We start from the raw sequence: 25,869 nt of genomic DNA, 5'->3' as shown, positions 1-25,869 counted from the left end.
CCCGGGCATGAGGATGCCGGGCGAATGGTCGCGTGCTGCCTCAGAGGGCAGCGGCGACCCACTCAGTCGGGGCTGATGTCGTGATCGGCGACGGGAGCCGCGGGGATGCGGTCATCCGCGGCAGCGCCGATGCGCCCGCTCCACGCGGAGCCGGGCAGGAGGAAACCGTCGGCCGTCGCGGCCGCACCGGGCGCAACTCCGCCCGGGCCACCGGACCCACCGGTCGTACCGGCGGTCCCGCCACCCGGCAGACCACCGCCGGGCAGGCCACCGCCCGGAAGACCTCCGGGCGCGTCTGAGGGCGCACCACCGGCGCCGGCTCCAGACGGGGCGACGAGCCCCGCGCCCGCGACGAAGGACGTGGCACCGGTCGCGGCGAGCAGCTCGAGAGCGGCACCGGCCGGCACTGCTGCAGTGGCCGGACCGGCCGCCGCACCAGGCGAGAGAAGGGATCCGAGGAGGTCCGTACCGTCCGACACCGTGGTGCCCGGGTCGGGCACGGGAAGCGCCGCGGCGGGAGGAGTCAGCGGCGTCACGGCCGTGTCGACCGCGCCCACGACATCCGACACCGCCTGGTCGACGCCACCGGTGACCGGCTGCGTGACCGATGAGACCGGGGCCGGCGGGAGGATGTCGCTGACGATCGGCACCTGCGCGACGACCTGGTCCACCACATCCACCACCGGGTCGACCGTGCTCGAGACCGGCGACTGCTCGACGACCTGGTCGACCGTGTCGGTGACCGGGGTCACGACCGCGGAGACGACCTGCTGCACGGGCTCGGGGACGGCCGGCGCGACGGCCGAGGTGACCGATCCGAGGACGTGTCCCACGGCTCCGGTCGCGTTCGATACGACCGCCGAGACGGGCGAGGACGGCGGGGCCGGTTCGGCCGCAGAGGCCGGCGAGCCTCCCATCAGGAAGCCGAGGACGGTCAGGCCGGCGCCGGCGATCAGAGAGCCGATCAGCACGCGCGCAGGGCTGACCTGGCGCGGGTGCAGCTGCTGAGCAGCATCCGGCATACGATCACCCCCTGACCGTTCGAGACAAGGGGGACTGTACTCCGCCGTCTACTAGAACGGAAGCGATGCGTCCGAAGTCGCGATCTCGGCGCGTTCGTCGCGCGACGAACGGCGGGATGCCGCGGCTGCGATCGCGATGACGACGAGGGCGCCCACCGTCATCGCGGCGCCCACCCACAGGGGCGACGTGTAGCCGAGACCCGCCGCGATGGTGAGACCGCCCAGCCAGGCGCCCAGAGCGTTGCCGAGGTTGAAGGCGGCGATGTTCCCGCCCGAGGCGAGGGTCGGTGCGTGGGAGGCGTAGGAGAGAACCCGCAGCTGGAGGGCCGGGACGGTCGCGAAGCCGAACGCTCCCATGAGCACGAGGGCGATCACCGCACCGACCGGGATCCCGGCGACCAGGGCGAAGCCCACCAGCACGACGGCGAGAGCACCGAGCAGCCAGAGCAGCGTCCCGTCGATGGAGCGGTCGGCCAGGCGGCCGCCGACCCAGTTGCCCGCGAACAGCCCGAGCCCGAAGAGGATGAGGAGCCACGGAACCGCGGACGAGGGGAATCCGGAGACGCCGGTGAGCGTGTAGGCGATGTAGGTGAAGGCGCCGAACATCCCGCCGAATCCCAGCACGGTCGCGGCCAACGAGAGCCAAACCTGTCCGGAGCGGAACGCCGACAGCTCGCCGCGGAGACCGCCGGTCGGCCGCTCCCCGGCGTCGCGCGGCACGAGCAGGGCGACGCCGATCATCGCGGCCACTCCGATCACCGTGATGGCCCAGAACGTCGACCGCCAGCCGAAGGCCTGGCCGAGGAGGGTGCCGAACGGCACGCCGAGCACGTTCGCGGCGGTGAGCCCGGTGAACATGACGGCGATGGCACGCGCCTGCTTCTCCGGAGCGACGAGACCGGCGGCGACCACCGAGCCGATGCCGAAGAACGCGCCGTGGCACAGTGCGGCGAGGATGCGCCCGGCGAGCATGACGCCGTAGTCCGGCGCGATCGCCGAGAGCAGGTTGCCCACGATGAAGAGCACCATCAGCCCGAGCAGTGCCGCCTTGCGCGGGATGCGCGTTGCGGCGGCGGTGAGGCCGAGCGCGCCGACGACCACCGCGAGCGCGTACCCCGAGATCAGCCAGCCGGCGGTCGCCTCGTCGACGTGGAAGTCGGCGGCGACCTCGGGCAGGAGCCCGGCGATCACGAACTCGGTGAGTCCGATGCCGAACCCTCCGAGTGCGAGGGCGATCAGGCCAGCGGGCATGGATGTCTCCTTCGGGATGCGGGGGTGGTGCGCTACTCTGTTAGTTGCAGACGCGCTATAAATACTTGCACGTGCAACTACTTCGCGCAACCCGTCTGCCGAGACGACCGGGAAGGGGCGCCCCATGGGCATCGCCGACGACGCCGTGGAGGTGCGCGCGCACGGCTGGCGCACGCTCGCCGCGCTGCACGGGTACATCGAGGCGGAGCTGGAGCGCGAGCTGAGCAAGGCGGTCCAGCTGTCGGTCGTCGAGTACACGGTGCTCGACGCGCTGGCCCGCCAGGACGGCTGGCACATGCGCATGCAGCAGCTCGCCCGCGCGAGCGCCCTCAGCCCGAGCGCGACCACCCGTCTCGTCAACCGTCTCGAAGACCGCGGCCTTCTCACCCGCATCCTGTGCGACGACGACCGCCGCGGGATCTACACCGAGCTGACGGCGGACGGGCACGGCCTGCTCGACACCGCCCGCCCCGTCCACGACGCCGCGCTCTCGCGCGCGCTCGACGGCGCTCGCGAGGTGCCGGAGCTCGCCCCGCTGGTGGACGCCCTCCCCCAGCTCAGCGTGCAGCCCGCCTGAACCGGGTCAGCGCAGCACCTCGACCAGGGCGACCCACGAGAACAGCACGGTCGTGACGATGGCCAGGATGGTGCCGACGGCCACCAGGACCAGCCCGAGCGGCAGCGTCGGCGCGAACACGAGCACGAGCCCGCCCACCGCGTAGACCGCGGGCGGAAGGGCGAACAGCGCGACCCGCTCCGCGGTGTAGCCGCGGAATCCGGTCTGGGCCGCATCCCGCTGCACCGCCACAGCGGAACGCACCACCACGACGGCGCACAGCGCGGTGCCGATGAGCACCTGGACGCCGTACCCGATCGTGCCCTGACCCGGGATGAGCGCCGCGCACGACAGCGCGACGCCCAGGATCAGGCCGGCGATGGATGCTCCCGCCCGGGCCGCGAGTCCCCGCGACTCGGCGATGGTCCTGATGTTGACCGACAGGGCGACGATCAGCAGACCGCCGAGGGCGGCGCCCGCCCCGGCGACCGCGACATTGAACTCCGACCACGACGCGAAGGGCTCCTCCATGGGCGCCAGCGTAGCGGTGCCCAGCGGCCAGGGCGTATAACGGGGACATGGCCGACGCGCTCACCACCTGGATCGACCGCTACCGACGCGCATGGGAGAGCAACGAGCCCGACGACATCCGCGCACTCTTCACCGAAGACGCCAGCTACCGCACCGAGCCGTTCGCCGAACCGTGGGACGGTCACATCGAGATCGTGGAGGGCTGGCTCGACGCCCAGGACGACCCGGGCGCGGCCACCTTCGAGTGGCGCCTGGTCGGGCAGGACGGCCCCGTGTACTTCGTCGAGGGCGTGACCGACTACCGCGACGGCCCGATCTACAGCAACCTGTGGATCATCCGGCTCGCAGAGGACGGCCGCGCCGAGGAGTTCACCGAGTGGTGGATGGAGCAGGAGCCCGACCAGGACTGACCCGGCACGCCGGTCCGCCGGATCCGGCGGTCGTCACGCGAGCTGACCGAGCCACAGGCCGAGGCCGGCTGCGGCGAGCGCCAGCACCAGCATCCCGACGCCGTTGAACAGCGCCGCCCGATAGCGTCGCTGCTGCGCCAGGCGGACCGTCTCGTAGCTCGCGGTGCTGAACGTGGTGTAGCCGCCCAGGAAGCCCGTCCCCAGCACGGCGCGCCACTCCGGGGGCAGGCCGTGGGCGAGCGCGAGCCCGGTGACCAGGCCGAGCAGGAACGATCCGGTGACGTTGATCACCGTCGTGCCGAGCGGGAACGAGACCCGCACCCGTGCCTTGAGGACGCCGTCGAGCACCAGCCGGGCGACCGCGCCCAGCCCGCCGGCCACCGCGACGGCGACCACCAGCAGCGCGGTCATCGGCCGCTCCGGTCGGCCCGGCGTCGCGCGATGCCGGACGCCAGGGCGATGCCCGCGACGGACGCGATGGCGCCGACGGCCACCGTGGCGACGGCGTACAGGATGCTGAGGCCGACACTCTGAGCGGCGATCAGGCCGTCCGTGTCCACCGCGAGCGAGCTGTACGTGGTGTACCCGCCGAGGATGCCGGTGCCGACGAACAGCCGGAGATCGCGCCGCCGGCCCTCGTCCGGTCCGCGCAACGCGAGCGACTGCAGGAGCCACCCGAGCACGAAGGCGCCCGTCACATTGATCAGGAACGTGATGAGCGGCACGCCCGCGACGGGCGGCACCGACAGCGTGAGCAGGTACCGCACGGCGGCACCGAGCGCACCACCCACGAACACGAGCAGGATCGAGCGCCAGTGCAGGTGCACGGGCGCGGGCGCGCGGGTCGTCACGAGACCGGCGGCTCTTCCCACGGGAGCTTCTGGGCACCCGGCACCGGATTCAGCGGCACCACAACGACCGGGCGGTGCTGCCGGTGCGCAAGGTGCACGCCGACGGAGCCGTTGAAGAACTCGCGCAGGCTGCCGCGCAGTCCGGCCTCGCGCGTCCCGACGACGATGTAGCGCGCCTCCATGTCGTCCGCCAGCCGCGACAGCGACCACGCGGGGTCACCGGCGAGCTGCTGCAGGAAATAGGGGATGCCGCGACCGTCGAGGAACCGCCGGATGTGCGCTTCCAGGTCCGGGTCGAACCGCGCCTCCTCCGTCTCGGGCAGATCGGGGTCGTACGGCAAGGCGACCACCGTTCCGTCGACGTAGCTCGAGACGAGGTACCGGTCCGGGTCGACGTTGGCGCAGACGAGCGGGACGTCCAAGTCGTCGGCGAGACGGGCGGCCTCCTCCAGCACCGCGATCGGCTGACCGGGGACGACGGCCACCAGGATGCCACCCCGGCCGGAGAGCGCATTGCCGTTCATGCCCCTAGTGTGCACCATCCGGGTTCACTCGTACCGACGGGTGGGGTACGTTCGGCCATACAGCGTCCGAAGGGAGCCCGAACCGATGGCCCATACGCCTCCGCTGCCGCGCGAGCGCCGCCGTACCACCCGCGGACTCCGTCCGCTCCCTGAGTTGACGAAGGACCTCGTCGCTCAGCTGCGCCGCCTCGTCGCGTCGGAGATCGCCCTCTTCAAGGCGGAGATGACCGCCAAGGCGAAGGCGGCGGGGATCGGCGCAGGGCTTCTCGTCGGAGCCCTGCTGTTCCTGTTCTTCGCGTTCGGAGTGCTGGTGACCGCCGCCGTCCTCGGCTTCGCGCTCATCCTCCCCGCCTGGCTGGCGGCGCTCATCGTCGCGGGCATCCTCATCCTGATCGCCGTCGTTCTCGGCCTCATCGGCTGGAGCAGTCTGAAGAAGGGCGTCCCGCCGGTGCCCGACGACCTGGGTAGCGAGCTGAGCGCCGACGCGAAGGCCCTGAAGGGAGAGCAGCCGTGACCTCGGACACCACACCATCGGTGAGCCGCCAGGGCCAGCGCCCTGCCGGACGCCCGCCGCTCCCCAAGGGCGCCGGCATCAACTCGCTGAAGCTCGACCTGGAGGTGACCAGGGAGGAGCTCGCGACCACGCTCGACGACCTCTTCGCCACCTTCAACATCCGGGTGCAGATCCGGTCGCATCCCACGTTCTTCGTCGGGCTCTTCCTCGCACTGACCGGGGCGGCGGCGGGAATCGCTGCGCTCCTCCTGCGGAGACGCGGGCGTGCCCGCTGACCAGGGCGGCGTCGGGAGCGACCGCGCCAAGGCGGTCCGGCGGATCGAGGATCGCCACAGTCTGCCCTGGTACCGGCTGCCGTGGGGATTCATCCTCAAGCGGACGATGCGCAGCTTCAGCACCGACCAGTGCACCGACCTCGCCGCCGGACTGACCTACTTCGCCGTTCTGTCGCTGTTCCCTGCGCTGCTGGCGCTCGTCAGCATCCTGGGCATCGTCGGCCAGAGCCAGGCCGGGATCGACGCCCTGTTCGGGATGGTCAACGAGCTGGCGCCCGGGATGACCGACGTCCTGAAGGGGCCGATCGAGGGTCTTGCGTCCTCTCCCGCCACCGGTTGGGCGCTGGTCATCGGAATCGTCGGCGCCGTGTGGTCGGCGTCCGGATACGTCGGCGGCTTCGGCCGGGCGCTCAACCGCGTGTACGGCGTGCCCGAGGGGCGCACTGCCCTGGTGCTCCGCCCGGTCCAGCTCGGCGTCACGCTGCTCACGCTGGTGCTGATCTCACTGCTCGCCCTGATGCTCGTGGTGTCCGGCCCCGTGCTGTCGTTCCTCGGCGGCCTGATCGGGCTCGACGAGGCGTTCCAGGTGGCATGGTCGATCCTCCGCTGGCCGGTCGTCATCATCGTCCTGGTGCTGCTGCTCGCCGTGCTGTACGCGTCGACGCCGAACGTGAAGCATCCGCGGTTCCGCTGGCTGACGCCGGGCTCGCTCGCCGCGATCATCGTGCTCGGCATCGCGTCGGCCCTCTTCGCCTTCTACGTCGGCAACTTCGGCAACTACGACCGCACCTATGGCGCGCTGGCCGGCATCATCGTGTTCCTGCTGTGGATCTGGATCGCCAACAACGCTCTGCTGTTCGGCGCCGAGCTCGACTCGGAGGTCGAGCGCGCGCGGGAGCTCGTCGCGGGCATCGAGGCGGACGACGTGCTGCGGCTGCCGCTCAAGTCGGACAAGGCACTGCTCAAGGCTCGTGAGGCGCACGCGGGCGATATCCTCGCCGCGCGAGAGCTTCGCCGCCGTTACCGCTGACACCGGGGCCGGCGCCGGGCCTCGTCCCCCGCGAAGCTAGTCTCGAAGCATGAGCGACCAGCGACCCGGCCACGACCTCCCCGACGCACGCGGACGGTCGGGACTCCACCGGACAGGGCTCGACCTCGACGGCAACCCGGACGTCCGGGTGCGGGAGGTCGAGGTCACCTCCGACGGCTGGCACGTGCTCCGGCGCACCACCTTCGATTACCGCGGACGCGACGGACGGTGGACGACGCAGACGCGCGAGACGTACGACCGCGGCAACGGGGCCACCGTGCTGCTGTACGACCCGGCCGGCCGAACGCTCCTGCTGACGCGCCAGTTTCGCTTCCCCGCCTACGTCAATGGACATCCGGACGGGATGCTGATCGAATCGGCGGCCGGGCTCCTCGACGGCGACTCGCCGGAGGAGGCGATCCGGCGGGAGGCCGCGGAGGAGCTCGGGGTGAGCATCGGCGAACTGACGCACCTGTTCGACCTCTACATGAGCCCCGGTTCGGTCACCGAGCGTGCGCACTTCTACGCGGCGCCCTATGTGCCCGCCGAGGTGGTCGGCGGCGGAGGTGTCGAGGAGGAGGGCGAGGAGATCGAACCGGTCGTCGTCCCCTACGACGAGGCGCTCCAGCTGGTCGCGGACGGCCGGATCGCCGACGGCAAGACGGTCATCCTGCTGCAGTGGGCGGCGCTCAACCTCTTCGGCTGAGTCTGCGAACGCCCGATCGGGCCGAGTGGGCGATCAGCCGTAACGGAGCGCGGGACCGTCCGACTTGAGGAAGTCGATGTGCAGGTGGTTGCACGTGTCGTCGAACGGCTTGAAGTTGGTGAGGTCCATGGAGGAGCGGCAGCCGATCTGACCGAGACCCGTGCCGTCCGGCACGATCGGGTCGAGGATCTTGATGAGCTGCACCGACTTCGCGTCGCCACCGGTGAGGGGCGAGCCGTTGAGCAGGTAGAAGTCGAGGGCGTGACCGCCGCCGTCCGCATAGTGGGCGGACTCGGTTCCCGCTCCCTCGATCTGGCCGGTGCAGCGACGGTTGATGTCGCTCACGCCGACCTGGTTGAAGTTGTCGAGCGCGATCGAGATGGCCTGCAGAACGCGGTAGTCGATCCCGCAGCCGGGGACCGCGCGGCCTTCGGCGAGGTCGGCGATCTCGGGGATGTGGTTCGGCGTCGAGCCGACCAGGCGACCGGCCGCGACCGCTCCCATGAGCTGGACGGCGAGGGCCTGGACCGTCGGAGACACCGTCGTGTTGGTGGTGGAGTCGAGCGCCTGCGGGCTCTCCTGGATGTCGAGGCCGTCACGGGCGACCACCTGGGTCACACCGCCGCCGGTCAACGTCTGCACCGCGAGGGCGGTCCGTGCGGCACCGACCGTGGAGCCCTCGCCCGTCGTCGCATAGGCCGGGAGTGCTGCAGTGCCGAAGAAGGCGGCCAGCGCCAGCATGACGACGGCGTGGACGCCCCAGCGCCGGCCCTCGGTGCGAGCCGGGCGGGCCGACCGCGGTGTCCGTGTGCGGCGCGGCGGACGGTTGGCGCGCTCCGCACGGGCGGCGGCTTTAGCGTCGCGTCGGTCGCGGGTCGGGCGCACGACGACGCGCTCGCGCTTCGCCGGCCGGCTGCGCTCCGCCTCGAGGGCGGCGCGGCGGCTCGGGAAGGTCTGCGTCGCGGTCAGCTCCTCGGCCGTGGTGAACGCGCTGACCGGGTCGTCCGAGAGTTCATGCTGCTGGTCCACATCCACCACGACGGGTGCCCTGAAACTGCGGCGAGGCCGCACTGAGGGAGTGGACTGGGGCAAGCTGCTGGTACTTCCTTGGCGAGACGGTCGGAGGATCGCGCCGGGGGGATGGGCGCGAAAGCGTACCGATCCTTTCTACCCGATTCCGCCTGGATGTTCCATCAATGCAGACGAATGGATCCCGGTCGGGGGCCCATCCCGCGCGTTCGGGTCACGCAGGGGCCCCCACCCGGGACCGGGGTCGGCACCGTCGTCCGTCCTCTGAAAACGTAGGCGTCGCAACGGATCGCGGGGTGACGGGATACGGCTGGCACGACCGGCCGTTCAGCATCCGGTCAGGGGATGGCGACCGCCAGTTCGACACGCCCGGACCGTTCGCGGAGGGCGACCGTTCCGCGCTCCGACAGCTGCTTGAGACCGATCCCGGCCTCGGAGGCGGCGAGCGCTCCGCCGGAGAGGACCACGACCTCGACGCCGCCGGACGCGGCCGGCCGCAACTCCAGCGCGACAGGCGAGCCGTCGCCGTGCCGGACCGCGTTCGCGAGCCCTTCCGAGATCGCGTCGACCACCGCGGCGGTGCGCGACGCATCCCCCAGACGCTCCCAGACGCCGTCGCCGATGCCGACCGTCAGGCCGATGGCGGAGGACCAGCTGTCGAGCAGCGTCCGCACCTGCTCGGCCGCGTCCGGCTCGTCGTTGGCGCCGCGGAGGGCATCGCGCGCACGGCCGACGATCTCGGCCGTCCGTGCGCCGGCGTCGTTCGGGCCGCCGGAGACGGTCAGCGAGAGCGCACCGGCGATCAGCTCGGACTGCACGCCCGCGTGCAGCAGCCGGGCGAGGGAGGCGCGCTCTCGCTCGTACTCGCTGCGGATCCGGGCGGCGGTGGCGACGTTGGACTGCAGCGCCGTCTCCAGCTCCGCCTGATCGAGACGCGTGCGGACGGCCAGAGAGCCCACGAAGGCCACCGCCACGGCGATGAGCGGGTAGGTCGCCGCCTCGAACCAGACGGACTCCGGCCGCACCCCCACGAGCAGGAGGGTCGTCTCGCCACTGAGCGCGAGCAGTACCCCGACCAGGGCGTAGATGCCGAGAAGAAAGAGCAACCTCAGGACGGGCCGGTGCGGGAGGCGGAGTCGCGCGACCACGGTGTTGGCCACCAGGAGCACCACGAGACCGACGACGAGCGGGAGGAGGCTGATCGCACCGAACAGGAGCACACCGAACGGCACCACCAGGGCGGAGAAGAGTGTGGCGGTCGCGATCGGCGGGGCGGCACGCATCCCGCCCAGGACGCTCGCCGACCACTCCCGCGCTCCCGCCACTGCGCCTTCCGGCACCGCGTCCGGTGCGGGAGAGGCGTAGACGCGATGGCTGGCGGGCCGCACGACGTCCTCGGCGAGCGTCCGCAGCAGCCGGGCGGCAGCACTCGGCTCCATCGGCCGGGAGGCGGCCGAGGCCGCGGCCTCCTCCAGCGCCGCCACGACGCCGTCCACGGTGTCGGCGCGCAACTGCCGGAGGCGCTCCGAGGCGTTCTCCACATCGAGTTGCGACGCGCGTTGCGCCGTCCGCAGCCGCCGGAAGACCCCGCGGTGCTCGCGGACGAGATCGACGCCGACGGCGATCAGCGAGAAGGCGACGACGAGGGCGACGACGTTGATGCCGATCCGGCCGGCCAGGTCGCCAGGCGCGACCGGGATGGAGAGGAGGCCGCCCGCCTCCAGGAAGAGGATGGGCCGGAGCCCACCCGCCACGGCGAAGAACGCGAAGACCACGACGGGTCGCGCCCGTCCGTGCACGACGCGAAGCAGTGCGGCCCCGGCGAGCAGCACGCCGCCGAGGATGACATGGGCGAGACCCGAGACCGCGAACACCTCGAGCGGCCCGCCGCCGACGTACTGCAGCCCCGACATGACGGTCACCGCGAACGGGAGCGTGATGAGCCACGACCAGACGGTGATCGCCGACGGCCCGTAGACGCGTGCGAAGGAGCGACGGAAGTTCGTGAGCAGCACGGCTCAGAGCCCCGAGGCGGGATCGCCGAACGTCGTCGTGTAGAGCGTCGCGGCGGCGACGCGCGGTGTCGTGCGCTCACCGCCGAGCCCGAGCGCGGCGAACACCCGCTCGACGCTCTTCTCCACGGCGCGCACCGACACGCCCCGCCGCCGGGCGATCTCGGCGTTCGACAGGCCGGCGGCGAGCAGCCGGGTGGTCTCCAGCTGCGCGGCGGTCAGCCGGAGGAGTCGCGCCTGGGCGTCCGAGGCGGCGAGGTCGCGGGACACCGGCCGATCGGCGAGCACGGCCTCCGCCGCATCCACCAGCTCGTCGACAGATTCGACCGCTGCCTTGTTGACGAACGAGGCGCCGGTGACGGTGCTCTGCGCCTGCGCGGAGGCGGCCTCACGGGACAGGTTGCTCAGGAAGAGGATGGCGACATGCGGTGCACGGGACCGCAGGATGGTGGCCAACTCCACACCGTTCGGTCGCTGGCGGAGGTCGATGTCCGTCACCAGAAGGTCCGGATCGAAGGCGTCGGCCAGGGCGAGGGCCTCCGGAGCGGACTCGGCCGACGCGACCTCGAAGCCTCGGGCGCGGAAGGCGTCGGAGACCAGGGAGCGCATGAGGGCGTGATCCTCCACCACGAGCGCGCGCCGGAGCCAGGTGCTCTCCCCCGCCCGACCAGACTCCGCCACCCGGCCAGGATAACGCGACACGCCGGGCGTTCCCGCTGGTCCGGCGGCCCCCGTTGTGGTCCCGTTCGCCCCGCGTACGCCACCCCCGCAGGACCGCAGCGTAGGGTTCTCGGCATGACGACCAGGCTGCTCGCCGCGGCCGCCGGCTTCGCCGCGGCCGCCGTCCTCGCGCTCGCTCCCGTGTCCGCCGCATCGGCCCACGACTACGTGGTCGGCAGCGACCCGGCCGCCGGCTCCACGGTGACGACGGCACTCGACACGGTGACCGTGACCTTCAACGACCGCGTGCTCGACCTCTCCGGGACCGGATCGACGAACCTGCTCACCGTGACCGGTCCCGACGCAGGGACCCGTCATTTCGAGACGGGATGCGCCACCGTCGCCGACACCACGCTCAGCGCGCCGGTCGCCCTCGGCGGGGCCGGTCAGTACACAGTCACGTACCAGATCGTGTCGGCCGACGGCCACACGGTCTCGTCGTCCTACCCGTTCACCTACCAGCCGCCGTCCGGCGCCGCGGCGGCCGCGGGCTCCGAGACACCCGGCTGCGGTGCGGGAGGGTCGACAGCGCCGGCAACGATGGGCCCGACGGCGCCGACCCCGCAGGCGGGCTCCGGGCCCACCGCGACGGCCGCCGCATCCACTCCGCAGCCGACGACGCAGACCTCCGGCACCGACCTGGGCCTGGTGATCGGCATCGCCGTCGCCATCGTCGTGCTGGCGGTCATCGGTGTCGTGATCGTCCTCCTCACCTCTCGGCGCCGCCGCCCTTCCGCCACGGATGCGGACGACGACGCGCACTTAGAGAGCTCTCAGGACGATCTCTGAGGCGGATGGGGCTTTCGGCTCCTGAGTTGCTGGCGTAGCGTTCGCGCATGGCCAGACAGACGACCGACCAGCAGACCGAGGACTTCCCGGACGTCGTGCCCGAGGAGCAGATGGATCCGGACATCGTCCCGGCTCCCCAGCCCGCGCCCGACTCCGTCGATGACGGCGACGAGGAGGACGGCCGCCTCTGAGCGGCTAGGGCGCCTCGCCCTCGCCCGACTCCTCAAGCTGTCCGTGCTCCGAGTCGTGCGCCGTCAGATCGGCGCTCGTGTACTGGCGCTCGCCGGCGTCGAGGTCCTCGCGCTCGTCGTCGCCGTTCGCGATCGGCTCGTCGGATCGGGATCCGGGCATGGGGTGCTCCTTCGTCTCGGGATGCGGTGGAGCTTCGAACGGTAGACCTGCGCCACCCGCGCCGACAGGGGATCGCCAGCCGCCGCAGAGCCGCGGTTGAGCGGGCGTCCAGTCTTCTGGGGCAGGGTATGCCCCGTGGAGATCGTTGTCGACGTCGTGCTCGTGGTGCTCGGCATCCTCGCGATCGCGGCCGGTTGGAGCAAGGGCGCCATCCGTTCGGCCGGCACCCTCGTGGGTCTCGGGCTCGGTCTCTGGCTGGGGCTGACCATCGCCCCCATCGTCGTCGGCTGGTTCGCCGACTCCGGGTTCGGCGGGGTCACGCAGCGGTCCGTCGTCGCGGCCGTCGTCATCATCGTGTGCGCGGGCGTCGTGTACGCCATCGCGGGCGCCCTGGCGAGCATCATCGGCAAGCTCCTGCGTCACGGCCCCATCCGCTGGCTCGACTCCCTCGTCGGCGCCGTGCTGGGCCTGGCCACCTGGGCCGTCGTGGTCTGGCTGCTCGCCGGGTTCGCTCTGGCGACCAACCTCGCGACCGTCGTCCAGGCGGCGAACTCCTCCCGGGTCGTCTCAACCCTCAACAGCATGGCCCCGCTGCCGTCGTCGACCGTGCTCGGCGCGGTGGACGACGCCCTCGCCGGTGCCGGGCTGCCGAAGGTGTTCGAGGGCGGCGAGACCATCAAGGCGGTCCCGGCGCCGGACGGCTCCGTGCCCGCCGCCGTCTCGGCCTCGGAGCAGTCGGTGGTGACGGTGCTCGCCTCCAAGCCCGCCTGCGGTGTCGACTCCGAGGGCAGTGGATGGGTCGTGCAGCGCGGTCGTGTCGTGACCAACGCGCACGTGGTCGCCGGTTCCTCCTCCATCGTCGTGCGGATGTCCGGGAGCCCCGACGTCGAGCGCGCGACCCTCGTCGCCTTCGACCCGTCCCGCGACCTGGCGGTGCTCGACGTCACCGACCTGACCGCTCCGGCGCTCGACATCGGCCCGGATCTGACCGCCGGCGCCGCCGCGTTCGCCGCCGGGTACCCGGGCAACGGGCCGTTCACCATCGCACCGCAGCGCGTCCGCGATCGGGTGGTCGCGCGCGGCACCGACATCTACCAGAGCGGCTCGGTCGACCGCGACATCTACTCGCTGCGCGGCGTCGTCCGTCCCGGCAACTCGGGCGGACCGCTGCTCGACTCCGATGGCCGGGTCGCCGGGGTCGTGTTCGCCCGGAGCGCGACGAACCCCGACACCGGCTACGCGCTGACCCTCGCCGAACTGCGGCCGGTGCTCTCGTCCGTCGGCTCCGCACCGATCAGCTCCGGAGCCTGCTCGGCGGGCTGACACGCGCCTGAGCCGCTCTCCCGTCGCGCCGTTCGCCGTGGTTGGCTGGTGACATGAAGGCTGTGAGCTACTCCTCCACCGGCGAATCCGACGTCCTGACCCTCGGCGAGCGCGAGGAGCCGCACCCCGGACCGGGTGAGGTGCGCGTCCGCATCCACGTGTCCGGTGTGAATCCCACCGACTGGAAGGCGCGGCGGGGCAGCGGCCCGGCGGAGCTTCCCCGGCCGCAGGTTCCGAACCAGGACGGCGCCGGCGTCGTCGACGAGGTCGGCGCGGGCGTCACGGCCTTCCGTGCGGGCGACCGCGTGTGGGTGTGGGATGCCGCCTACCAGCGTCCCGACGGAACGGCGCAGGAACTGGTCGTGCTTCCCGAGAAGCTGGTGGTCGCCCTGCCCGACGACGTCAGCTTCGACGAGGGTGCGTCGTTCGGCATCCCGGCGCTCACCGCCCATCGCGCGCTGACCTCGTACGAGCACGCCCCGGCGGAGCTCTCCCCCGGCTCGCTGGAGGGCCGCACCGTGCTCGTCGCCGGAGGGGCGGGCGCCGTCGGCCACGCCGCCATCCAGCTCGCCGTGTGGGCGGGCGCCACGGTCATCGCGACCGTCAGCAGCCATGAGAAGGCGGAGCTCGCGCGAGCCGCCGGCGCGCACCACGTCGTCAACTACACCGACCCGGACACCGCGGAAGCCATCGGTGCGCTGGCGCCCCGCGGCGTGGACATCGTCGTGGAGGTGAACGTGATCGCCAACGCGGCTCTCGACGTGAAGGTCGCCGGCCGCAACGCCACGATCGCGAGCTACGCAGACGCCCCCGGAGCGGAGGAGGTGACCATCCCCGTCCGCCCGAGCATGTCGAAGAACCTCCGCTGGCAGTTCGTGCTCACCTACACGGTGGCTCCGGAGAACAAGGAGGCCGCGGTGCGGGCCGTCGCCGCCGCTGCCGCCGACGGCGCACTGCGTGTCGGCGAGGAGCACGGCCTCCCGATCACACGCTTCCCGCTCGATCGGACGGCCGCGGCCCACGACGCCGTCGAGGACGGCATCGTGGGCAAGGTACTCATCGACGTGGCTTGATGGCCTGGACGACGAGCGCGACCACTGAGGCGACGGCGATCGCCGCGGCGTAGCCGAGTACCGTCGGCAGCAGCCCGATCGCGGTGATCAGCTCGCCGGCGACCAGCGCGGGCACGCCGTAGGCGAGGTAGCTGACGAGGAACACCCCGGCGAAGAGCTCCGCCCGCTGATCGTTCGGCGCGAGCGGGGCCAGGATGCGGAGGACCGCCGCGAAGCCGGCGCCGAAGCCGCCGCCCGCGATGGTCGCCCCCACGAAGAGCAGCGCGAGGATGCCCGCGCTGATCCCGATGGCGGCGAGCGCCACACCGACGAGGATGGCCGCCATCGCCCAGACGGCCGTGATCCGGGCGGGAGCGCGGGTCAGCATCAGGGCGGCGACGGCTCCGACCGCGGGCGGCACGGCGACGATGGCACCGTTGAGGAGTCCGCTGTCGAGGTGGAAGACGCCGTGCAGGATCGACGGCGAGAGTCCGATGAAGAGGCCCGCCAGCATCCACGTCGCCAGGAAGAGCGGGATGGCGCGAACGAACTCCGTGCGGGCGGGCCGCGGCACGAACAGGCGAGGGATGAGTGATCGCACCGCACCGGGCCGACGCTCGACCGTCTCCGGCGACACGGCGATCACGACGATGCCGGCGGCGAACAGCAGAGCGAGCGCGACGAACACGACGATCGTGGGCTGCGGCACGAACTGCACCGCGAGTCCGGTCAGGAAGGCTCCGATGGCGATGCCGCCGACGGGCGCCGTGCTTCCGATGGTCGCACCCAGCTTCTTCTGGCGCTCGGGAGCGAGCTCGACCAGGGCGGCGGTGAAGGTGCTCATCGCGGCACCCGTGGCGACGCCCTGCACGGAGCGAGCGCCGATGATCCACCCGATGTCGGGAGCGAACAGGAAGATCAGCATCGCCACCACCTGCAGCGCGAGCGCGCCGATCAGCACCGGCCGCCGGCCGATGTGGTCGGAGAGCGACCCGGCGATGAGGAGCGTGATGAGGAGCGTCACGGCGTAGATAGCGAACGCGACCGTGAGCAGCCACGGCTGGAAGCCCCACTCCTGCTCGTACAGCACGAACAGCGGACTCGGGGCGCCGACCGCCAGGGCGACGGCGACGAAGGCCAGCGCGGTGCCCGCGAACGCCACCGCGGGACGGAGCCGGCGGGGGCCGGCACCGCCCGTCGACCGGGCGGGCCGGACGGCGAGCATCCCGCCCGTGGGGAGGGTCTCTTCGGCTGTGGTCATGTCGAGCTCCTTAAAGCAAACTTGATTGCTTTAGCGACTATACGAGGGGATGTGGGATAAAGCAACGGAATTTGCTTTAAGCTATTCCCATGGAAACTACGACCACTCCGTCGAAGCGGACGGGCGGACGCAGCGCCGCGGTCATCCACAACGTGCGCACCGCCGTCGAAGAGCTCGTCGAGGAAAAGGGCCAGGACCGCGTCACCGTTCCGATGATCGCCGAGCGCGCCGGCGTCAACCCGACCAGCATCTACCGCCGCTGGGGCGACCTCCCGACCCTCATCAACGACATCGCCACCTACCAGCTCAACCCCGAGCGACCCCTGCCCGACAACGGCGACCTGCAGCGCGACCTCACCGCCTGGGCCTCCGAGCTGGTGGAGCACTACCGCAACCCGGTCAACGCGGCGCTCCTTCGCGGCGGCGCCTCGGCGGCCGGCGAGCGACAGTCGAACTGCCTCCGCAACCGGCGCACCGAGGCGGGCCTCATCCTGCAGCGCTATCCGGACTCCCCCGTCACCGACGACGACATCCTCGATGTCGTGGTCGCGCCGATCATCTACCGCGTCATCTTCGTGCCCTGGACGCTCGAGGACTCCACAGCCGAACACCTGGTCGAGCGACTGTTCCGCTGACCCGACCGCCACCCGGTAATGTCGGGAGGCGATGCGCCAGGAACGGACCAGCGAGGAACGCGCCGCGGCCCGCTCCGGCTGGGCCGTCGGGATCGCGACCGCCGTCTACGGCATCTCCTTCGGCGCCCTGGCAACGGCTTCCGGGCTCGACGTCTGGCAGACCTGCGTGCTCAGCCTGGTCATGTTCAGCGGTGGCTCGCAGTTCGCCCTCATCGGCGTGCTCGCCTCCGGCGGAGCCGCGGCCGGTGGCACCGCGATCATCAGCGCCGCGCTGCTGGGCGTGCGCAACTCCTTCTACGCCCTGCGGCTGTCGCGCATCATCGGGCCGGGATTCTGGAAGCGAGCCGCCGCCACCCAGCTGACCATCGACGAGTCCACCGCCGTCGCGACCGCCCAGAGCGAGCCGCGGGCGCAGCGCATCGGGTTCTGGATCACCGGCCTCGTCGTGTACATCGGCTGGAACCTGATGACGCTCGCCGGCGCGCTCCTGGGCGACCTGATCGGCGACGTGAAGGCCTACGGGCTGGATGCGGCTGCGGCCGCCGCATTCCTCGGCCTGCTCTGGCCCCGGCTGAAGGCACGCCAGACGCAGGCCGTCGCCGTCGCCGGCGGATTCGTCGCGACCCTGCTCACCCCGTTCCTCACGCCCGGCCTGCCCGTGCTGGCGGCGGCGGTCGTCGCCATCGTCGTCGGCGTCCTCAACCTGTTCGGCCGGCGGAACGACCCACCGCATCCGGAAGCGGTGCCCATGGAACGGGAGGTGGAGCCGTGACCACCTGGCATGTCATCCTGCTCGCCTCGATCTGCGTGCTCGGGCTCAAGGCCGTCGGCTGGATGGTGCCGCCGAAGGCGCTCGACCACCCGACGGTCGCGCGGGTGAGCGACCTCCTCACGGCCGCACTGCTTGCCGCGCTGATCTGCGTGCAGACCCTCGGGGCCGGCCAGTCGCTGCAGCTCGATGCGCGGCTGGCCGCCGTCGCGATCGCCGCCGGACTCTACGCGCTCCGGGTGCCGTTCATCGTCGTCGTGCCGGCGGCCGCGGTGGTCGCGGCGCTCATCCGGCTGTTCACCTGACCTGCCTTGGGCGCTCAGTCCCGGTTTAGCGTTGCGAACAGTCGTACTACTTCGTAGAGTTACTACAGGTAGCTAGGGATGAAATAGTTCCCCGAGCGCCGATTCGAGAAGCCCACGCTCCGGCGTGGGTTTCTGCGTTCCACGGCATAATCGGGGCGTGCTCCTCGCGTATATCGACGAAATTGGTGAACCGGGCGCGTTCGTCGCGCGGGATCACGATCGGTTCAACACCAGTCCTGCCTTCGGTTACGCGGGATTCATCCTCCCGGACGATCAGGCCCGGCCTTTCGGGAGCGTCTTCAACCAGAACAAGCGATCACTCTTCGCACAGGACATGGAGAACGCACCCCATGCCGGGCGGTGGGAGAAGAAGGGGGCGAGCGTCTTCCGACGAGACACGGCGGAGCGCTTTCCCCAATATCTTCGGGTTTTCGACTGGTTGGTGAAAGAGATTCGTCGCCTCGATGGTGCCCTCTTCTACTACGCAGACGAGAAGCCTCTCGGGACACCGAAACAGACAGGACTCGATGTTTCCGGCCGCGAGACGGCCGCAATGCGTGAGGCCCTCAACCGAATCGCGCGCCATGCCGACGGCCGGGGTTCGAATGTCATGGTCATCATCGACCAAGTGAACGAGAAGACGCGAGCAGAACGCCTCCCCGCCATGTACGGCCACATCCTCGGGCGCGCCAACGACTATCCGGAGATGCGGCGAATCATCGAGCCGCCGATGCACGTGGACAGCGTGCTCAGTTCGAACATCCAATTCGCCGACTGGGTCGCCGCGTGCGTCAGTCGGGCGATCGACTACCAACTGATCAGTGATTCGCCTTACACCTGGGTGACCGACCGAAAGGCGCTGCCATCGGTCCGAGGTGCCTTCACCCACGAGTCCAAAGTCCACCTGTGGCACCGATCGGTTCCAGACGTGAACCACTCGGACGTTTTCAAGAGTCAGCGTGTGCTTCACCCAAAGCCATCCGGACACTTGGTCAGCAGCGGCGTCGATCCTGCCATTTGGCGGAGGATGAAAGGTGCTGCCGAGCGCGCTCAGTCGTAGCCGAGGATGACGACGTCGTCGTCGGTGCGTTCCTGGTCGACTGCGGCACTGGGGGTCATGCAGGGATGCTAGGGCGGAGGAGCAGATCCTGCCGATGTACATGACGTCCATAGCGCCGCGCGTTCCCGACGCGGTGTACAAGAGCGCGGCGAAGCCGGGCGTGGCGGTGTCGGCGGCGTCGCATACCGTGACGCCGTGAGCGCATCCTGGCACCCGGTGGCGAATGCGCAGCCCAGCGAGTGGCTGCTCCGCCAGGGGACGCTCGGCACGCCGTACGGCGTGATCCGCCGGTTCACGTTCGGAGACCCCAACCGGCCGGAGGTGTGGTTCCGCGTCGTCACCTGGGCGCCGACCTCGGAGGGGCGCGAGCTGATCGGCTGGTGCCGCACGCTCGAAGCCGCGGCCGCAGCGGCCTGGGATCACCGCTGCGCCGCCGAATCGTGGCGGCACCACATGGCCGCCCGCCGGACGGATGCCGCGACCATGGCCGCGCAGCGCCCGTCAGCCGCAGAACTCGTCCGGTTCTATCGGGCCGCGCTGCGGCGGGCGGACAGCACGCCCTCCAGCTCCGTGAGGAGATCCACCCCGAGCTCGTCAGCCCGACCCGCGCCGGCCTCCGGAGGCGTCTCGGCACCGAGGGCGCGGATGAGCGCCACGACCCTGGCGGGCTGAAGCACCGCACGCGCGGCCGGCTCGAGCAGCAGATACCGGACCACACGGAGGTCCGCCGCTCGCACGGCCTCGGCGAGGACACGGTTGGGGAGGGTGTCGACCACGACCGACAGAGCGCGATGGAGCCCGTGGGCCGGATCGACGTCGCCGCGCTCTACCCGTCGCGCGAGCAGGGTCAGCTCGACCTCGCGCTCCAGAGAGGAAGCGTCCGGGAAGCTCGCCAGCACCGCCGGCCAGAGCAGCCGGAGCACCGCCACCGCATCCGCGACCTCGGCTTCGTCCAGCACGGCGACCTCGGTGTAGCGGTTGGGCGAGGTGGACATGAGCCCGACGGCCGTCAAACGGCTCACCGCCTCACGGACCGGTGTGCGCGAGACGCCCAGCCACGAGGTCAGGTCGGCGTCGCGCAGACGTTGGCCCGGCTGCAGCTCCCCCGAGAGGATACGCTCCAGCACGAGCTCGTAGACATCGTTGCGGAGCAGCCGACGGCCGTCGTATCGCGCACGCGCATCCTGCTCCACCCACGGCTCCTCAACGTCAGAAACGACTCATACCTGTCCTAACATACCAGCCGCTTCGGGTGGCACGGAGCTGCATATCCGTGCTGCCACCGATGCCGGCGGCGAGAGCCGCGTCCTAACCTGTGATCAAGCTCGGCCAGGGGGACCGATCCCGTCGGGGGACGGATCGGGAAAGGGGCCGGAGTGCATCGCACTCCGGCCCCTTTCGTTTTCACACGCGGGGTGTGAGAACCGTTACTTGGTCAGCGGCTCCAGGGTCGGGTCGTTGGCGTACGCCTCGGCCGCGTTCTCCTTGGTGACGATGACCGGCTTCAGCAGGAACGCCGGGACGACCTTCTTGCCGTTGTCGTACGACTTGTCGTCGTTGATCTCGGGCTTCTTGCCCTGCTGCAGGTCCTTCACCATGGTGATGGCCTGCTTGACCAGGTTGCGGGTGTCCTTGTTGATGGTCGAGTACTGCTCGCCCGCCATGATGGACTTGACCGACTCGGCCTCCGAGTCCTGACCGGTGACGATCGGGACCGGCTTGCCTGCACCCTTCACCGAGGTGATGATGGCGCGGGCCAGGGTGTCGTTCGGCGACAGGACGCCGTCGAGCTCGGTCGAACCGTAGTTCGCGGCCAGCAGGGTGTCCATGCGGGTCTGCGCGTTCGCCGGCAGCCAGCCCTGGGTCGAGGTCTGCTTGATCTCGGTCTGACCCGAGACGACCTTCAGGGTGCCGTCCTTGATCTTCGGCTCGAGCACCTTCATGGCGCCGTTGAAGAAGACCGCGGAGTTGGCGTCGTCGGGCGAACCGGAGAAGAGCTCGATGTTGAAGTTCTTCTTGCCCGGGTACTTCTTCGCCATGCCGTCGAGCAGAGCCTGGCCCTGCAGCTCGCCGACCTTCTCGTTGTCGTACGCGACGTAGTAGTCCACGTCGTTGGTGTTCAGGATCAGGCGGTCGTAGGCGATGACGGTCGCGCCGGCATCGTGCGCGGCCTTGGCCTGCGCGGCGAGCTGGCCGCCGTCGACGGCGCCGATGATGATGACCTTCGCACCGTTGGTGATCATCGACTGGATCTGCGACTGCTGGTCGGAAACGCCCGAGCCGCCGGCGTACTGGACGTCGTCCTTGAAGCCGGCCTCCTTCAGGCCGTCCTCGAACAGACCACCGGCGAGAACCCAGTTCTCCGACGTCTTGGTCGGGAGGGCGACGCCGATGGTGGCGTTCTTGTCGAAGCCGGACGCTGCTCCGCTGCTGTCCGAACCGGAGCGGCTGCTCGAGCAGCCGCTCAGGGCGAGCGCCGCGGCAGCTGCGACGGCCACTGTCGCGAGTGCGATTTTGCGCATTGCTATCTACTTTCTCTGTGTGTTGGGGATGGTGCAGGTACGAGGTGAAGCGTGAGGGGAGTTACGAGGTGAGGGACCGCGAGGTGTCCTCGGCCTCGTCACCGGTCGGGACGACGGCCGGCTGCTCCTGGGCGGCCGCGTCGACGCGCTGCGTGCGGTCGCGGTTGAACATCCTGCCGATCAACGAGGGGCCGCCGCGGCGCTTCGAGTAGACGTCGATGCCGACAGCGATCAGCAGGACAAGGCCCTTGATGATCTGCACCTTGTCACTGGTGACGCCCAGAAGCTGGAGGCCGTTGTTGAGGACCGCGATGACCAGACCACCGATGATGGAGCCGGCCACGGTTCCGATACCGCCGGAGACCGCAGCACCACCGATGAACACGGCCGCGATCGCGTCGAGCTCCCACCCGAGGCCGTCCTGCGGCCCGGAGGAGACGGAACGGGCGACCGCAATCATTCCGGCGAGCGCCGCGAGCACCGACATGTTCATCATGACGAAGAAGTTGATGCGGCGGATCTTCACACCGGAGAGCTCTGCGGCGTGCCAGTTGCCGCCGACGGCGTAGATGTGACGACCGAAGATCGTGCTCCGGGTGATGAACGAGTAGAGGATGATCAGCACGCCGAGGATGACGCCGGCGACCGGGAACGACGTGCCGACACGGCCGCTGCCGAACAGGACCGCCGCGTAGACGACGACCGCATCGAGGATGACGACCTTGAAGACGCTCACCCAGAGCGGCGCCTTCTCGGAGCCCATCTTGGTCTGCTTGCGACGGGTGCGGACCTCGGCCAGGGCGATGACGACCGCGATGATGAGGCCGAGCAGCAGGGTGGAGTTGTTGAAGCCGGTGTTCGGGCCCCACTCGGGCAGGAAGCCGCCGCCGATGTACGTGAAGCCGTCCGGCACCGGGATGGTGTTCGCGTTGCCGATCAGCTGGTTGAGGCCTCGGAAGATGAGCATGCCGGCCAGGGTGACGATGAACGCGGGGACCCCGACGTAGGCGACCCACCAGCCCTGCCACGCGCCGATGACGACGCCGACGAGCAGGCCGAGCACGATGGCGAGCGGCCACGGCACGTTCCAGTTGGTCATCGCCTCGGCGACCACGATGCCGACCAGCGCCGCGACCGAACCGACCGAGAGGTCGATGTGACCCGCGATGATCACCATGACCATGCCGATCGCCAGGATCAGGACGTAGACGTTCTGATTGACGAGGTTGATCAGGTTCACCGGATCGAGGGTCTTCCCCCCGGTGGCGATCTGGAAGAACAGGATGATGATGACAAGCGCGCCCAGGATGCCGAACTGGCGGCCCGTGGACTGCCCGCCACCGAACATCTTCCCGAGGTCGCGGATGCCTCCGGACTTCTTCTTCTCTGCGATCTGCGTGCTCATGGTTATCGGGTCACCCTTTTCTTGGCGGATGTCATGCTTTTCAGGAGAGTTTCCGGGGTCGCTTCAGCGATGGGCAGCTCGTTGGTGATCTGACCCTCGAAGATCGTGTAGATGCGGTCGGAGATTCCGAGCAGCTCGGGCAGCTCCGAGGAGATGACGATGACGCCCTTGCCCTGGGCTGCCAACTGCTGGATGATCCCGTAGATCTCGAACTTGGCGCCGACGTCGATGCCTCGCGTCGGCTCGTCCAGGATCAGGATGTCCGGATCGGTGAACATCCACTTGGCCAGCACGACCTTCTGCTGGTTGCCGCCGGAGAGCGTGGAGACACCGCGGTCGACGTCGGGCGTCCGGATGCGCAGGAGCTTGCGGTACTCGTCGGCGACCGCGTACTCCTGGAGGTCGTCGACGACGCCGCGCTTGGCGATCTTCTTGAGCTTCGCCGCGACGACGGACTGCTTGATGTCGTCGAGGAGGTTCAGGCCGAGCACCTTGCGGTCCTCGCTCACGTAGGCCATGCCGTTGTCGATCGCCTCGGAGACGTTGCGGACCTGGATCTCCTTGCCGTCCTTGTAGATCTCGCCCGAGACCCAGGTGCCGTACGAGTGGCCGAAGACACTCATCGCGAGCTCGGTGCGACCCGCCCCCATGAGGCCCGCGAAGCCGACGATCTCGCCCCGGCGGACGTAGAAGCTGGAGTTCTTGACGACGAGCCGCTCCGGGATCTGGGGGTGCTGCACGACCCAGTCCTTCACCTCGAAGAACTTCTCGCCGATGTTCGGCGTGCGCTCCGGGAAGCGGCTCTCGAGCGTCCGGCCGACCATCCCGCGGATGATGCGGTCCTCGTCGACGCCGTCAGCCTTCACATCGAGCGTCTCGATGGCGCGGCCGTCACGGATGATGGTGATCTGATCGGCCACCTGCTCGATCTCGTTGAGCTTGTGGCTGATGATGATGGAGCTGATCCCGCGACCCTTGAGTCCGAGGATCAGGTCGAGGAGGTGCTGCGACTCGGCCTCGTTGAGCGCCGCGGTGGGCTCGTCGAGGATGAGGAGCTTGACGTTCTTGTTGAGCGCCTTGGCGATCTCGACCAGCTGCTGCTTGCCGACGCCGATGTTCTTGATCTGGGTGTCCGGGTCGTCCGTCAGACCGACACGGGCGAGCAGCTCGATGGCGCGGGTCTTCGCCTCGCCCCAGTTGATCACGCCGCCGCGGCTAGGCTCGTTGCCGAGGAAGATGTTCTCGGTGATCGAGAGCTCGGGGATGAGCGCGAGCTCCTGGTGGATGATCACGATGCCTTGCTGCTCACTGGACTTGATGTCCTTGAACCGCATCACGTCGCCCTGGTAGACGATGTCTCCGCTGTATGTCCCATAGGGGTACACGCCGGAGAGAACCTTCATGAGGGTGGACTTCCCCGCGCCGTTCTCGCCGCAGATCGCGTGGATCTCGTCAGCATGGACGGTGAGGGAGACATCCTCCAGCGCTTTGACCCCCGGGAACTCCTTGGTGATCGCGCGCATCTCGAGGATGACTGCGTTCGACGGCATCGTCGCTCCTTGCGGGCTCGGGAATGGATGTGCCTAAGTAGTAAACGCTATCTTCGCACTTGTCGTCAAATAGTGAAGACAACGATGCGATAACGGCCAGAAGGAGCGGCGGGAGGGGTCATCCCTCTTGCCCGGCCAGGGCGCCTTTGATGACGATCGCGGCTGCACCGAGCGACTCGGCGCGGTCGCCCAGCGACGAGATCCGGACCGTCGTAGTGCCGGCGATGATCGGGATGGCGTTCTGCCGGATCCCGTGCCGGATCGGGTCGAGCAGGGCGTCGCCCAGGCCGACCAGCGGTCCGCCGATGAGCACCAGTTCCGGGTTGATGACGTTCGCGATGTTGCCGATCGCCTGGCCGATCGCCGTGCCCGCGTCGCTGACGACGCGGAGGACGGCCGGGTCCTTGTCGAGCCCGCGGCGCAGGATGTCCGAAGCCGTGCGCGCGCCGTCGCCCCGCCCGAGAGACTCGAGCATCACGCTTGTCGACGCGATCGTCTCCAGGCAGCCGCGGTTGCCGCAGCGGCAGATGACGCCGTGCTCCGCGACCGGTGTGTGACCGAGTTCGCCCGTGATGCCGAGGAACCCGTAGTACGGCTGGCCGTTGAGGATGAGGCCCGCGCCGATCCCCGTGCCGATCTTGACGAAGATCAGGTTGCGCTCTCCGCGGTTCGCTCCCCAGGTGACTTCGGCGAGCGCACCGAGGTTGGCGTCGTTGTCGACGACGACCGGGAAGCCGAACACGTCCTCCAGCTCCCGCCGGGTGATTCCGACCCATTCGGGGAGGATGGCGCCCTGCAGCACGGTGCCGGTGCGGCGGTCGATGGGTCCGGGGATGCCAACGCCCACGGCGAGCACGGACTCGCGGTCGTGGCCGCCTTCGGCGAGCATCCGGTCGAGCAGTCGCGCAGCCTCCCGCACCGCGCCGAGCACGTCGTAGCCGGGTTCGAGCGCCACCTGCTCCTCGGCGATGACGTCATAGCCGAGGGTGGTGAGCACGATGCGCACGTGGCGGCGGCCGAAGTCGACGCCGACGGCGATGTCGCCGGTGTCGGTGAGCTGTACGAGCAGGGCCCGCCGCCCGCTGGAGGTCACCGGGGAGGTCGTGACCACGCCCTTGGCCGCCATGTCGCGAACGATGTTCGACACGGTGGCGGTGGACAGGCCGGTCCCGCGCGCCAGCTCAGCCTGGGTGGACGGTCCGTTGGCCAGGAGGAACTCGACGAGTCGTTCCTGGTTCAAGTGCCTCAGTGCGCCCTGCGACCCGGGATTGAGTGCGCCACGAGGGATCAGCCCCTGGGTGGCGGTCATAGCGACAAGCGTGAACGATCGGGCTGTTGGAGTCAAGCTGTGAACGCAAGAGTTCGCCCCAGATCGGGTGACGGACCTGAGAATGCTGACACCTACTGCGATGATGG

At 69.9% G+C, this 25,869-nt stretch carries 30 protein-coding genes; 14 read left to right on the top strand and 16 right to left on the bottom strand.

The features are described from left to right. Positions 1-62: 62 nt before the first annotated feature. Both AXZ95_RS00985 and AXZ95_RS00980 read right to left on the bottom strand, forming a co-directional pair. Complete coding sequence (locus tag AXZ95_RS00985) at positions 63-1,022, bottom strand: hypothetical protein (protein ID WP_018189122.1); 960 nt, start codon at positions 1,020-1,022, stop codon at positions 63-65. Between the two features lie 51 nt (positions 1,023-1,073). Continuing rightward, on the bottom strand, positions 1,074-2,273 hold the full coding sequence (locus AXZ95_RS00980; RefSeq protein WP_018189121.1) for an MFS transporter: 1,200 nt from the start codon (positions 2,271-2,273) through the stop codon (positions 1,074-1,076). A gap of 124 nt (positions 2,274-2,397) precedes the next feature. On the opposite strand from AXZ95_RS00980, the gene AXZ95_RS00975 reads away from it, so the two are divergent. Further along, entirely contained in the window at positions 2,398-2,850 is a 453-nt protein-coding gene (locus tag AXZ95_RS00975; protein ID WP_018189120.1) for a MarR family transcriptional regulator, read from the top strand. Between the two features lie 6 nt (positions 2,851-2,856). Here AXZ95_RS00975 and AXZ95_RS00970 read toward each other — a convergent pair whose 3' ends face one another. Next, on the bottom strand, positions 2,857-3,360 hold the full coding sequence (locus tag AXZ95_RS00970; protein WP_018189119.1) for a hypothetical protein: 504 nt from the start codon (positions 3,358-3,360) through the stop codon (positions 2,857-2,859). 47 nt (positions 3,361-3,407) lie between these two features. On the opposite strand from AXZ95_RS00970, the gene AXZ95_RS00965 reads away from it, so the two are divergent. Further along, on the top strand, positions 3,408-3,770 hold the full coding sequence (locus AXZ95_RS00965) for a nuclear transport factor 2 family protein (RefSeq protein ID WP_018189118.1): 363 nt from the start codon (positions 3,408-3,410) through the stop codon (positions 3,768-3,770). 33 nt (positions 3,771-3,803) lie between these two features. Here AXZ95_RS00965 and crcB read toward each other — a convergent pair whose 3' ends face one another. From crcB to AXZ95_RS00950, 3 genes are read right to left on the bottom strand one after another with little or no spacing between them, the layout of a single operon-like run. Beyond that, positions 3,804-4,181 carry a fluoride efflux transporter CrcB gene (gene crcB / locus AXZ95_RS00960; RefSeq protein WP_018189117.1) on the bottom strand — a complete coding sequence of 126 codons (378 nt, stop codon included), beginning with the start codon at positions 4,179-4,181 and terminating at the stop codon, positions 3,804-3,806. Continuing rightward, positions 4,178-4,642, bottom strand: coding sequence for a CrcB family protein (locus AXZ95_RS00955; protein ID WP_231374290.1), 465 nt, complete (start codon positions 4,640-4,642; stop codon positions 4,178-4,180). The genes crcB and AXZ95_RS00955 overlap by 4 nt, the downstream gene beginning before the upstream one ends. Continuing rightward, positions 4,618-5,145: a universal stress protein gene (locus tag AXZ95_RS00950; RefSeq protein WP_018189115.1), complete on the bottom strand. Its 528-nt coding sequence runs from the start codon at positions 5,143-5,145 to the stop codon at positions 4,618-4,620. Before AXZ95_RS00950 ends, AXZ95_RS00955 begins: the two co-directional genes overlap by 25 nt. Positions 5,146-5,230: 85 nt before the next feature. Here AXZ95_RS00950 and AXZ95_RS00945 point away from each other — a divergent pair, with 85 nt between their 5' ends. Genes AXZ95_RS00945 through AXZ95_RS00930 form a run of 4 tightly spaced genes read left to right on the top strand, consistent with a single transcriptional unit; the run spans position 5,231 to position 7,670 of the window. Further along, entirely contained in the window at positions 5,231-5,659 is a 429-nt protein-coding gene (locus tag AXZ95_RS00945; RefSeq protein ID WP_018189114.1) for a phage holin family protein, read from the top strand. Then, complete coding sequence (locus AXZ95_RS00940) at positions 5,656-5,934, top strand: hypothetical protein (protein ID WP_018189113.1); 279 nt, start codon at positions 5,656-5,658, stop codon at positions 5,932-5,934. The genes AXZ95_RS00945 and AXZ95_RS00940 overlap by 4 nt, the downstream gene beginning before the upstream one ends. After that, entirely contained in the window at positions 5,924-6,964 is a 1,041-nt protein-coding gene (locus AXZ95_RS00935) for a YihY/virulence factor BrkB family protein (RefSeq protein WP_018189112.1), read from the top strand. The genes AXZ95_RS00940 and AXZ95_RS00935 overlap by 11 nt, the downstream gene beginning before the upstream one ends. A gap of 49 nt (positions 6,965-7,013) precedes the next feature. Further along, positions 7,014-7,670, top strand: a complete 657-nt coding sequence (locus AXZ95_RS00930; RefSeq protein ID WP_018189111.1) for an NUDIX domain-containing protein — start codon at positions 7,014-7,016, stop codon at positions 7,668-7,670. A 33-nt stretch (positions 7,671-7,703) separates the two neighbouring features. Here the strand turns inward: AXZ95_RS00930 and AXZ95_RS00925 are convergent, their stop codons facing one another. From AXZ95_RS00925 to AXZ95_RS00915, 3 genes are all read right to left on the bottom strand, one after another. Then, positions 7,704-8,708, bottom strand: coding sequence for a hypothetical protein (locus AXZ95_RS00925; RefSeq protein WP_231374289.1), 1,005 nt, complete (start codon positions 8,706-8,708; stop codon positions 7,704-7,706). 329 nt (positions 8,709-9,037) lie between these two features. Beyond that, entirely contained in the window at positions 9,038-10,714 is a 1,677-nt protein-coding gene (locus AXZ95_RS00920; protein WP_018189109.1) for a hypothetical protein, read from the bottom strand. Between the two features lie 3 nt (positions 10,715-10,717). Beyond that, positions 10,718-11,392 carry a response regulator transcription factor gene (locus AXZ95_RS00915; RefSeq protein ID WP_231371150.1) on the bottom strand — a complete coding sequence of 225 codons (675 nt, stop codon included), beginning with the start codon at positions 11,390-11,392 and terminating at the stop codon, positions 10,718-10,720. A 114-nt stretch (positions 11,393-11,506) separates the two neighbouring features. On the opposite strand from AXZ95_RS00915, the gene AXZ95_RS00910 reads away from it, so the two are divergent. Both AXZ95_RS00910 and AXZ95_RS19545 read left to right on the top strand, forming a co-directional pair. Continuing rightward, on the top strand, positions 11,507-12,220 hold the full coding sequence (locus AXZ95_RS00910; protein WP_018189107.1) for a copper resistance CopC family protein: 714 nt from the start codon (positions 11,507-11,509) through the stop codon (positions 12,218-12,220). A gap of 47 nt (positions 12,221-12,267) precedes the next feature. Then, positions 12,268-12,411, top strand: a complete 144-nt coding sequence (locus AXZ95_RS19545) for a hypothetical protein (protein WP_018189106.1) — start codon at positions 12,268-12,270, stop codon at positions 12,409-12,411. Positions 12,412-12,415: 4 nt separating this feature from the next. Here the strand turns inward: AXZ95_RS19545 and AXZ95_RS19540 are convergent, their stop codons facing one another. Next, positions 12,416-12,571 (bottom strand): hypothetical protein, encoded by a 156-nt coding sequence (locus AXZ95_RS19540; RefSeq protein WP_018189105.1) that lies wholly within the window; start codon positions 12,569-12,571, stop codon positions 12,416-12,418. Between the two features lie 135 nt (positions 12,572-12,706). Here AXZ95_RS19540 and AXZ95_RS00905 point away from each other — a divergent pair, with 135 nt between their 5' ends. Together AXZ95_RS00905 and AXZ95_RS00900 are read left to right on the top strand one after the other, a co-directional pair. Next, positions 12,707-13,894 carry a MarP family serine protease gene (locus AXZ95_RS00905; RefSeq protein ID WP_018189104.1) on the top strand — a complete coding sequence of 396 codons (1,188 nt, stop codon included), beginning with the start codon at positions 12,707-12,709 and terminating at the stop codon, positions 13,892-13,894. 53 nt (positions 13,895-13,947) lie between these two features. Then, the gene (locus AXZ95_RS00900; RefSeq protein ID WP_018189103.1) at positions 13,948-14,967 is read left to right on the top strand and encodes an NADPH:quinone reductase; all 1,020 of its coding nucleotides are present in this window, start codon (positions 13,948-13,950) and stop codon (positions 14,965-14,967) included. On the opposite strand, the gene AXZ95_RS00895 is transcribed toward AXZ95_RS00900, so the two are convergent. Next, the gene (locus tag AXZ95_RS00895) at positions 14,951-16,207 is read right to left on the bottom strand and encodes an MFS transporter (protein WP_018189102.1); all 1,257 of its coding nucleotides are present in this window, start codon (positions 16,205-16,207) and stop codon (positions 14,951-14,953) included. The two genes, AXZ95_RS00900 and AXZ95_RS00895, sit on opposite strands and share 17 nt — an antisense overlap. Positions 16,208-16,296: 89 nt before the next feature. Here AXZ95_RS00895 and AXZ95_RS00890 point away from each other — a divergent pair, with 89 nt between their 5' ends. The 4 genes from AXZ95_RS00890 (at position 16,297) to AXZ95_RS00875 (ending at position 18,976) form a co-directional block, all read left to right on the top strand. Next, positions 16,297-16,842: a TetR/AcrR family transcriptional regulator gene (locus tag AXZ95_RS00890; RefSeq protein WP_018189101.1), complete on the top strand. Its 546-nt coding sequence runs from the start codon at positions 16,297-16,299 to the stop codon at positions 16,840-16,842. Between the two features lie 31 nt (positions 16,843-16,873). Beyond that, positions 16,874-17,614, top strand: coding sequence for an AzlC family ABC transporter permease (locus AXZ95_RS00885; RefSeq protein WP_018189100.1), 741 nt, complete (start codon positions 16,874-16,876; stop codon positions 17,612-17,614). Then, positions 17,611-17,916 carry an AzlD domain-containing protein gene (locus tag AXZ95_RS00880; protein WP_018189099.1) on the top strand — a complete coding sequence of 102 codons (306 nt, stop codon included), beginning with the start codon at positions 17,611-17,613 and terminating at the stop codon, positions 17,914-17,916. The genes AXZ95_RS00885 and AXZ95_RS00880 overlap by 4 nt, the downstream gene beginning before the upstream one ends. Before the next feature lie 157 nt (positions 17,917-18,073). Continuing rightward, complete coding sequence (locus tag AXZ95_RS00875) at positions 18,074-18,976, top strand: DUF3800 domain-containing protein (protein ID WP_018189098.1); 903 nt, start codon at positions 18,074-18,076, stop codon at positions 18,974-18,976. Positions 18,977-19,500: 524 nt separating this feature from the next. On the opposite strand, the gene AXZ95_RS00870 is transcribed toward AXZ95_RS00875, so the two are convergent. From AXZ95_RS00870 to AXZ95_RS00850, 5 genes are all read right to left on the bottom strand, one after another. Continuing rightward, positions 19,501-20,169, bottom strand: coding sequence for a GntR family transcriptional regulator (locus AXZ95_RS00870; RefSeq protein ID WP_018189096.1), 669 nt, complete (start codon positions 20,167-20,169; stop codon positions 19,501-19,503). Between the two features lie 234 nt (positions 20,170-20,403). Next, entirely contained in the window at positions 20,404-21,498 is a 1,095-nt protein-coding gene (locus AXZ95_RS00865; protein ID WP_018189095.1) for a sugar-binding protein, read from the bottom strand. Between the two features lie 61 nt (positions 21,499-21,559). Beyond that, positions 21,560-22,903 carry a multiple monosaccharide ABC transporter permease gene (gene mmsB, locus AXZ95_RS00860; RefSeq protein WP_018189094.1) on the bottom strand — a complete coding sequence of 448 codons (1,344 nt, stop codon included), beginning with the start codon at positions 22,901-22,903 and terminating at the stop codon, positions 21,560-21,562. A gap of 2 nt (positions 22,904-22,905) precedes the next feature. Next, positions 22,906-24,453 carry a multiple monosaccharide ABC transporter ATP-binding protein gene (mmsA, locus tag AXZ95_RS00855; protein WP_018189093.1) on the bottom strand — a complete coding sequence of 516 codons (1,548 nt, stop codon included), beginning with the start codon at positions 24,451-24,453 and terminating at the stop codon, positions 22,906-22,908. A 118-nt stretch (positions 24,454-24,571) separates the two neighbouring features. Further along, entirely contained in the window at positions 24,572-25,762 is a 1,191-nt protein-coding gene (locus AXZ95_RS00850; protein ID WP_018189092.1) for an ROK family transcriptional regulator, read from the bottom strand. Positions 25,763-25,869: the final 107 nt, after the last annotated feature.

It is taken from the genome of Leifsonia sp. 115AMFTsu3.1, from assembly GCF_004362795.1.
In the GTDB taxonomy this organism is placed as follows: Bacteria; Actinomycetota; Actinomycetes; order Actinomycetales; family Microbacteriaceae; genus Leifsonia.
Note: the sequence above shows the minus strand (reverse complement) of the source record. Positions and strands in the feature narration are given on the sequence as shown.

Excerpts from the sequence above, each read along its gene's own strand:
- AXZ95_RS00985 (WP_018189122.1), bottom strand. The coding sequence starts at position 1,022 with ATGCCGGATGCTGCTCAGCAGCTGCACCCGCGCCAGGTCAGCCCTGCG.
- AXZ95_RS00980 (WP_018189121.1), bottom strand. The coding sequence starts at position 2,273 with ATGCCCGCTGGCCTGATCGCCCTCGCACTCGGAGGGTTCGGCATCGGA.
- AXZ95_RS00975 (WP_018189120.1), top strand. The coding sequence starts at position 2,398 with ATGGGCATCGCCGACGACGCCGTGGAGGTGCGCGCGCACGGCTGGCGC.
- AXZ95_RS00970 (WP_018189119.1), bottom strand. The coding sequence starts at position 3,360 with ATGGAGGAGCCCTTCGCGTCGTGGTCGGAGTTCAATGTCGCGGTCGCC.
- AXZ95_RS00965 (WP_018189118.1), top strand. The coding sequence starts at position 3,408 with ATGGCCGACGCGCTCACCACCTGGATCGACCGCTACCGACGCGCATGG.
- crcB (WP_018189117.1), bottom strand. The coding sequence starts at position 4,181 with ATGACCGCGCTGCTGGTGGTCGCCGTCGCGGTGGCCGGCGGGCTGGGC.
- AXZ95_RS00950 (WP_018189115.1), bottom strand. The coding sequence starts at position 5,145 with ATGAACGGCAATGCGCTCTCCGGCCGGGGTGGCATCCTGGTGGCCGTC.
- AXZ95_RS00945 (WP_018189114.1), top strand. The coding sequence starts at position 5,231 with ATGGCCCATACGCCTCCGCTGCCGCGCGAGCGCCGCCGTACCACCCGC.
- AXZ95_RS00930 (WP_018189111.1), top strand. The coding sequence starts at position 7,014 with ATGAGCGACCAGCGACCCGGCCACGACCTCCCCGACGCACGCGGACGG.
- AXZ95_RS00910 (WP_018189107.1), top strand. The coding sequence starts at position 11,507 with ATGACGACCAGGCTGCTCGCCGCGGCCGCCGGCTTCGCCGCGGCCGCC.
- AXZ95_RS19545 (WP_018189106.1), top strand. The coding sequence starts at position 12,268 with ATGGCCAGACAGACGACCGACCAGCAGACCGAGGACTTCCCGGACGTC.
- AXZ95_RS19540 (WP_018189105.1), bottom strand. The coding sequence starts at position 12,571 with ATGCCCGGATCCCGATCCGACGAGCCGATCGCGAACGGCGACGACGAG.
- AXZ95_RS00900 (WP_018189103.1), top strand. The coding sequence starts at position 13,948 with ATGAAGGCTGTGAGCTACTCCTCCACCGGCGAATCCGACGTCCTGACC.
- AXZ95_RS00895 (WP_018189102.1), bottom strand. The coding sequence starts at position 16,207 with ATGACCACAGCCGAAGAGACCCTCCCCACGGGCGGGATGCTCGCCGTC.
- AXZ95_RS00890 (WP_018189101.1), top strand. The coding sequence starts at position 16,297 with ATGGAAACTACGACCACTCCGTCGAAGCGGACGGGCGGACGCAGCGCC.
- AXZ95_RS00885 (WP_018189100.1), top strand. The coding sequence starts at position 16,874 with ATGCGCCAGGAACGGACCAGCGAGGAACGCGCCGCGGCCCGCTCCGGC.
- AXZ95_RS00865 (WP_018189095.1), bottom strand. The coding sequence starts at position 21,498 with ATGCGCAAAATCGCACTCGCGACAGTGGCCGTCGCAGCTGCCGCGGCG.
- mmsB (WP_018189094.1), bottom strand. The coding sequence starts at position 22,903 with ATGAGCACGCAGATCGCAGAGAAGAAGAAGTCCGGAGGCATCCGCGAC.
- mmsA (WP_018189093.1), bottom strand. The coding sequence starts at position 24,453 with ATGCCGTCGAACGCAGTCATCCTCGAGATGCGCGCGATCACCAAGGAG.
- AXZ95_RS00850 (WP_018189092.1), bottom strand. The coding sequence starts at position 25,762 with ATGACCGCCACCCAGGGGCTGATCCCTCGTGGCGCACTCAATCCCGGG.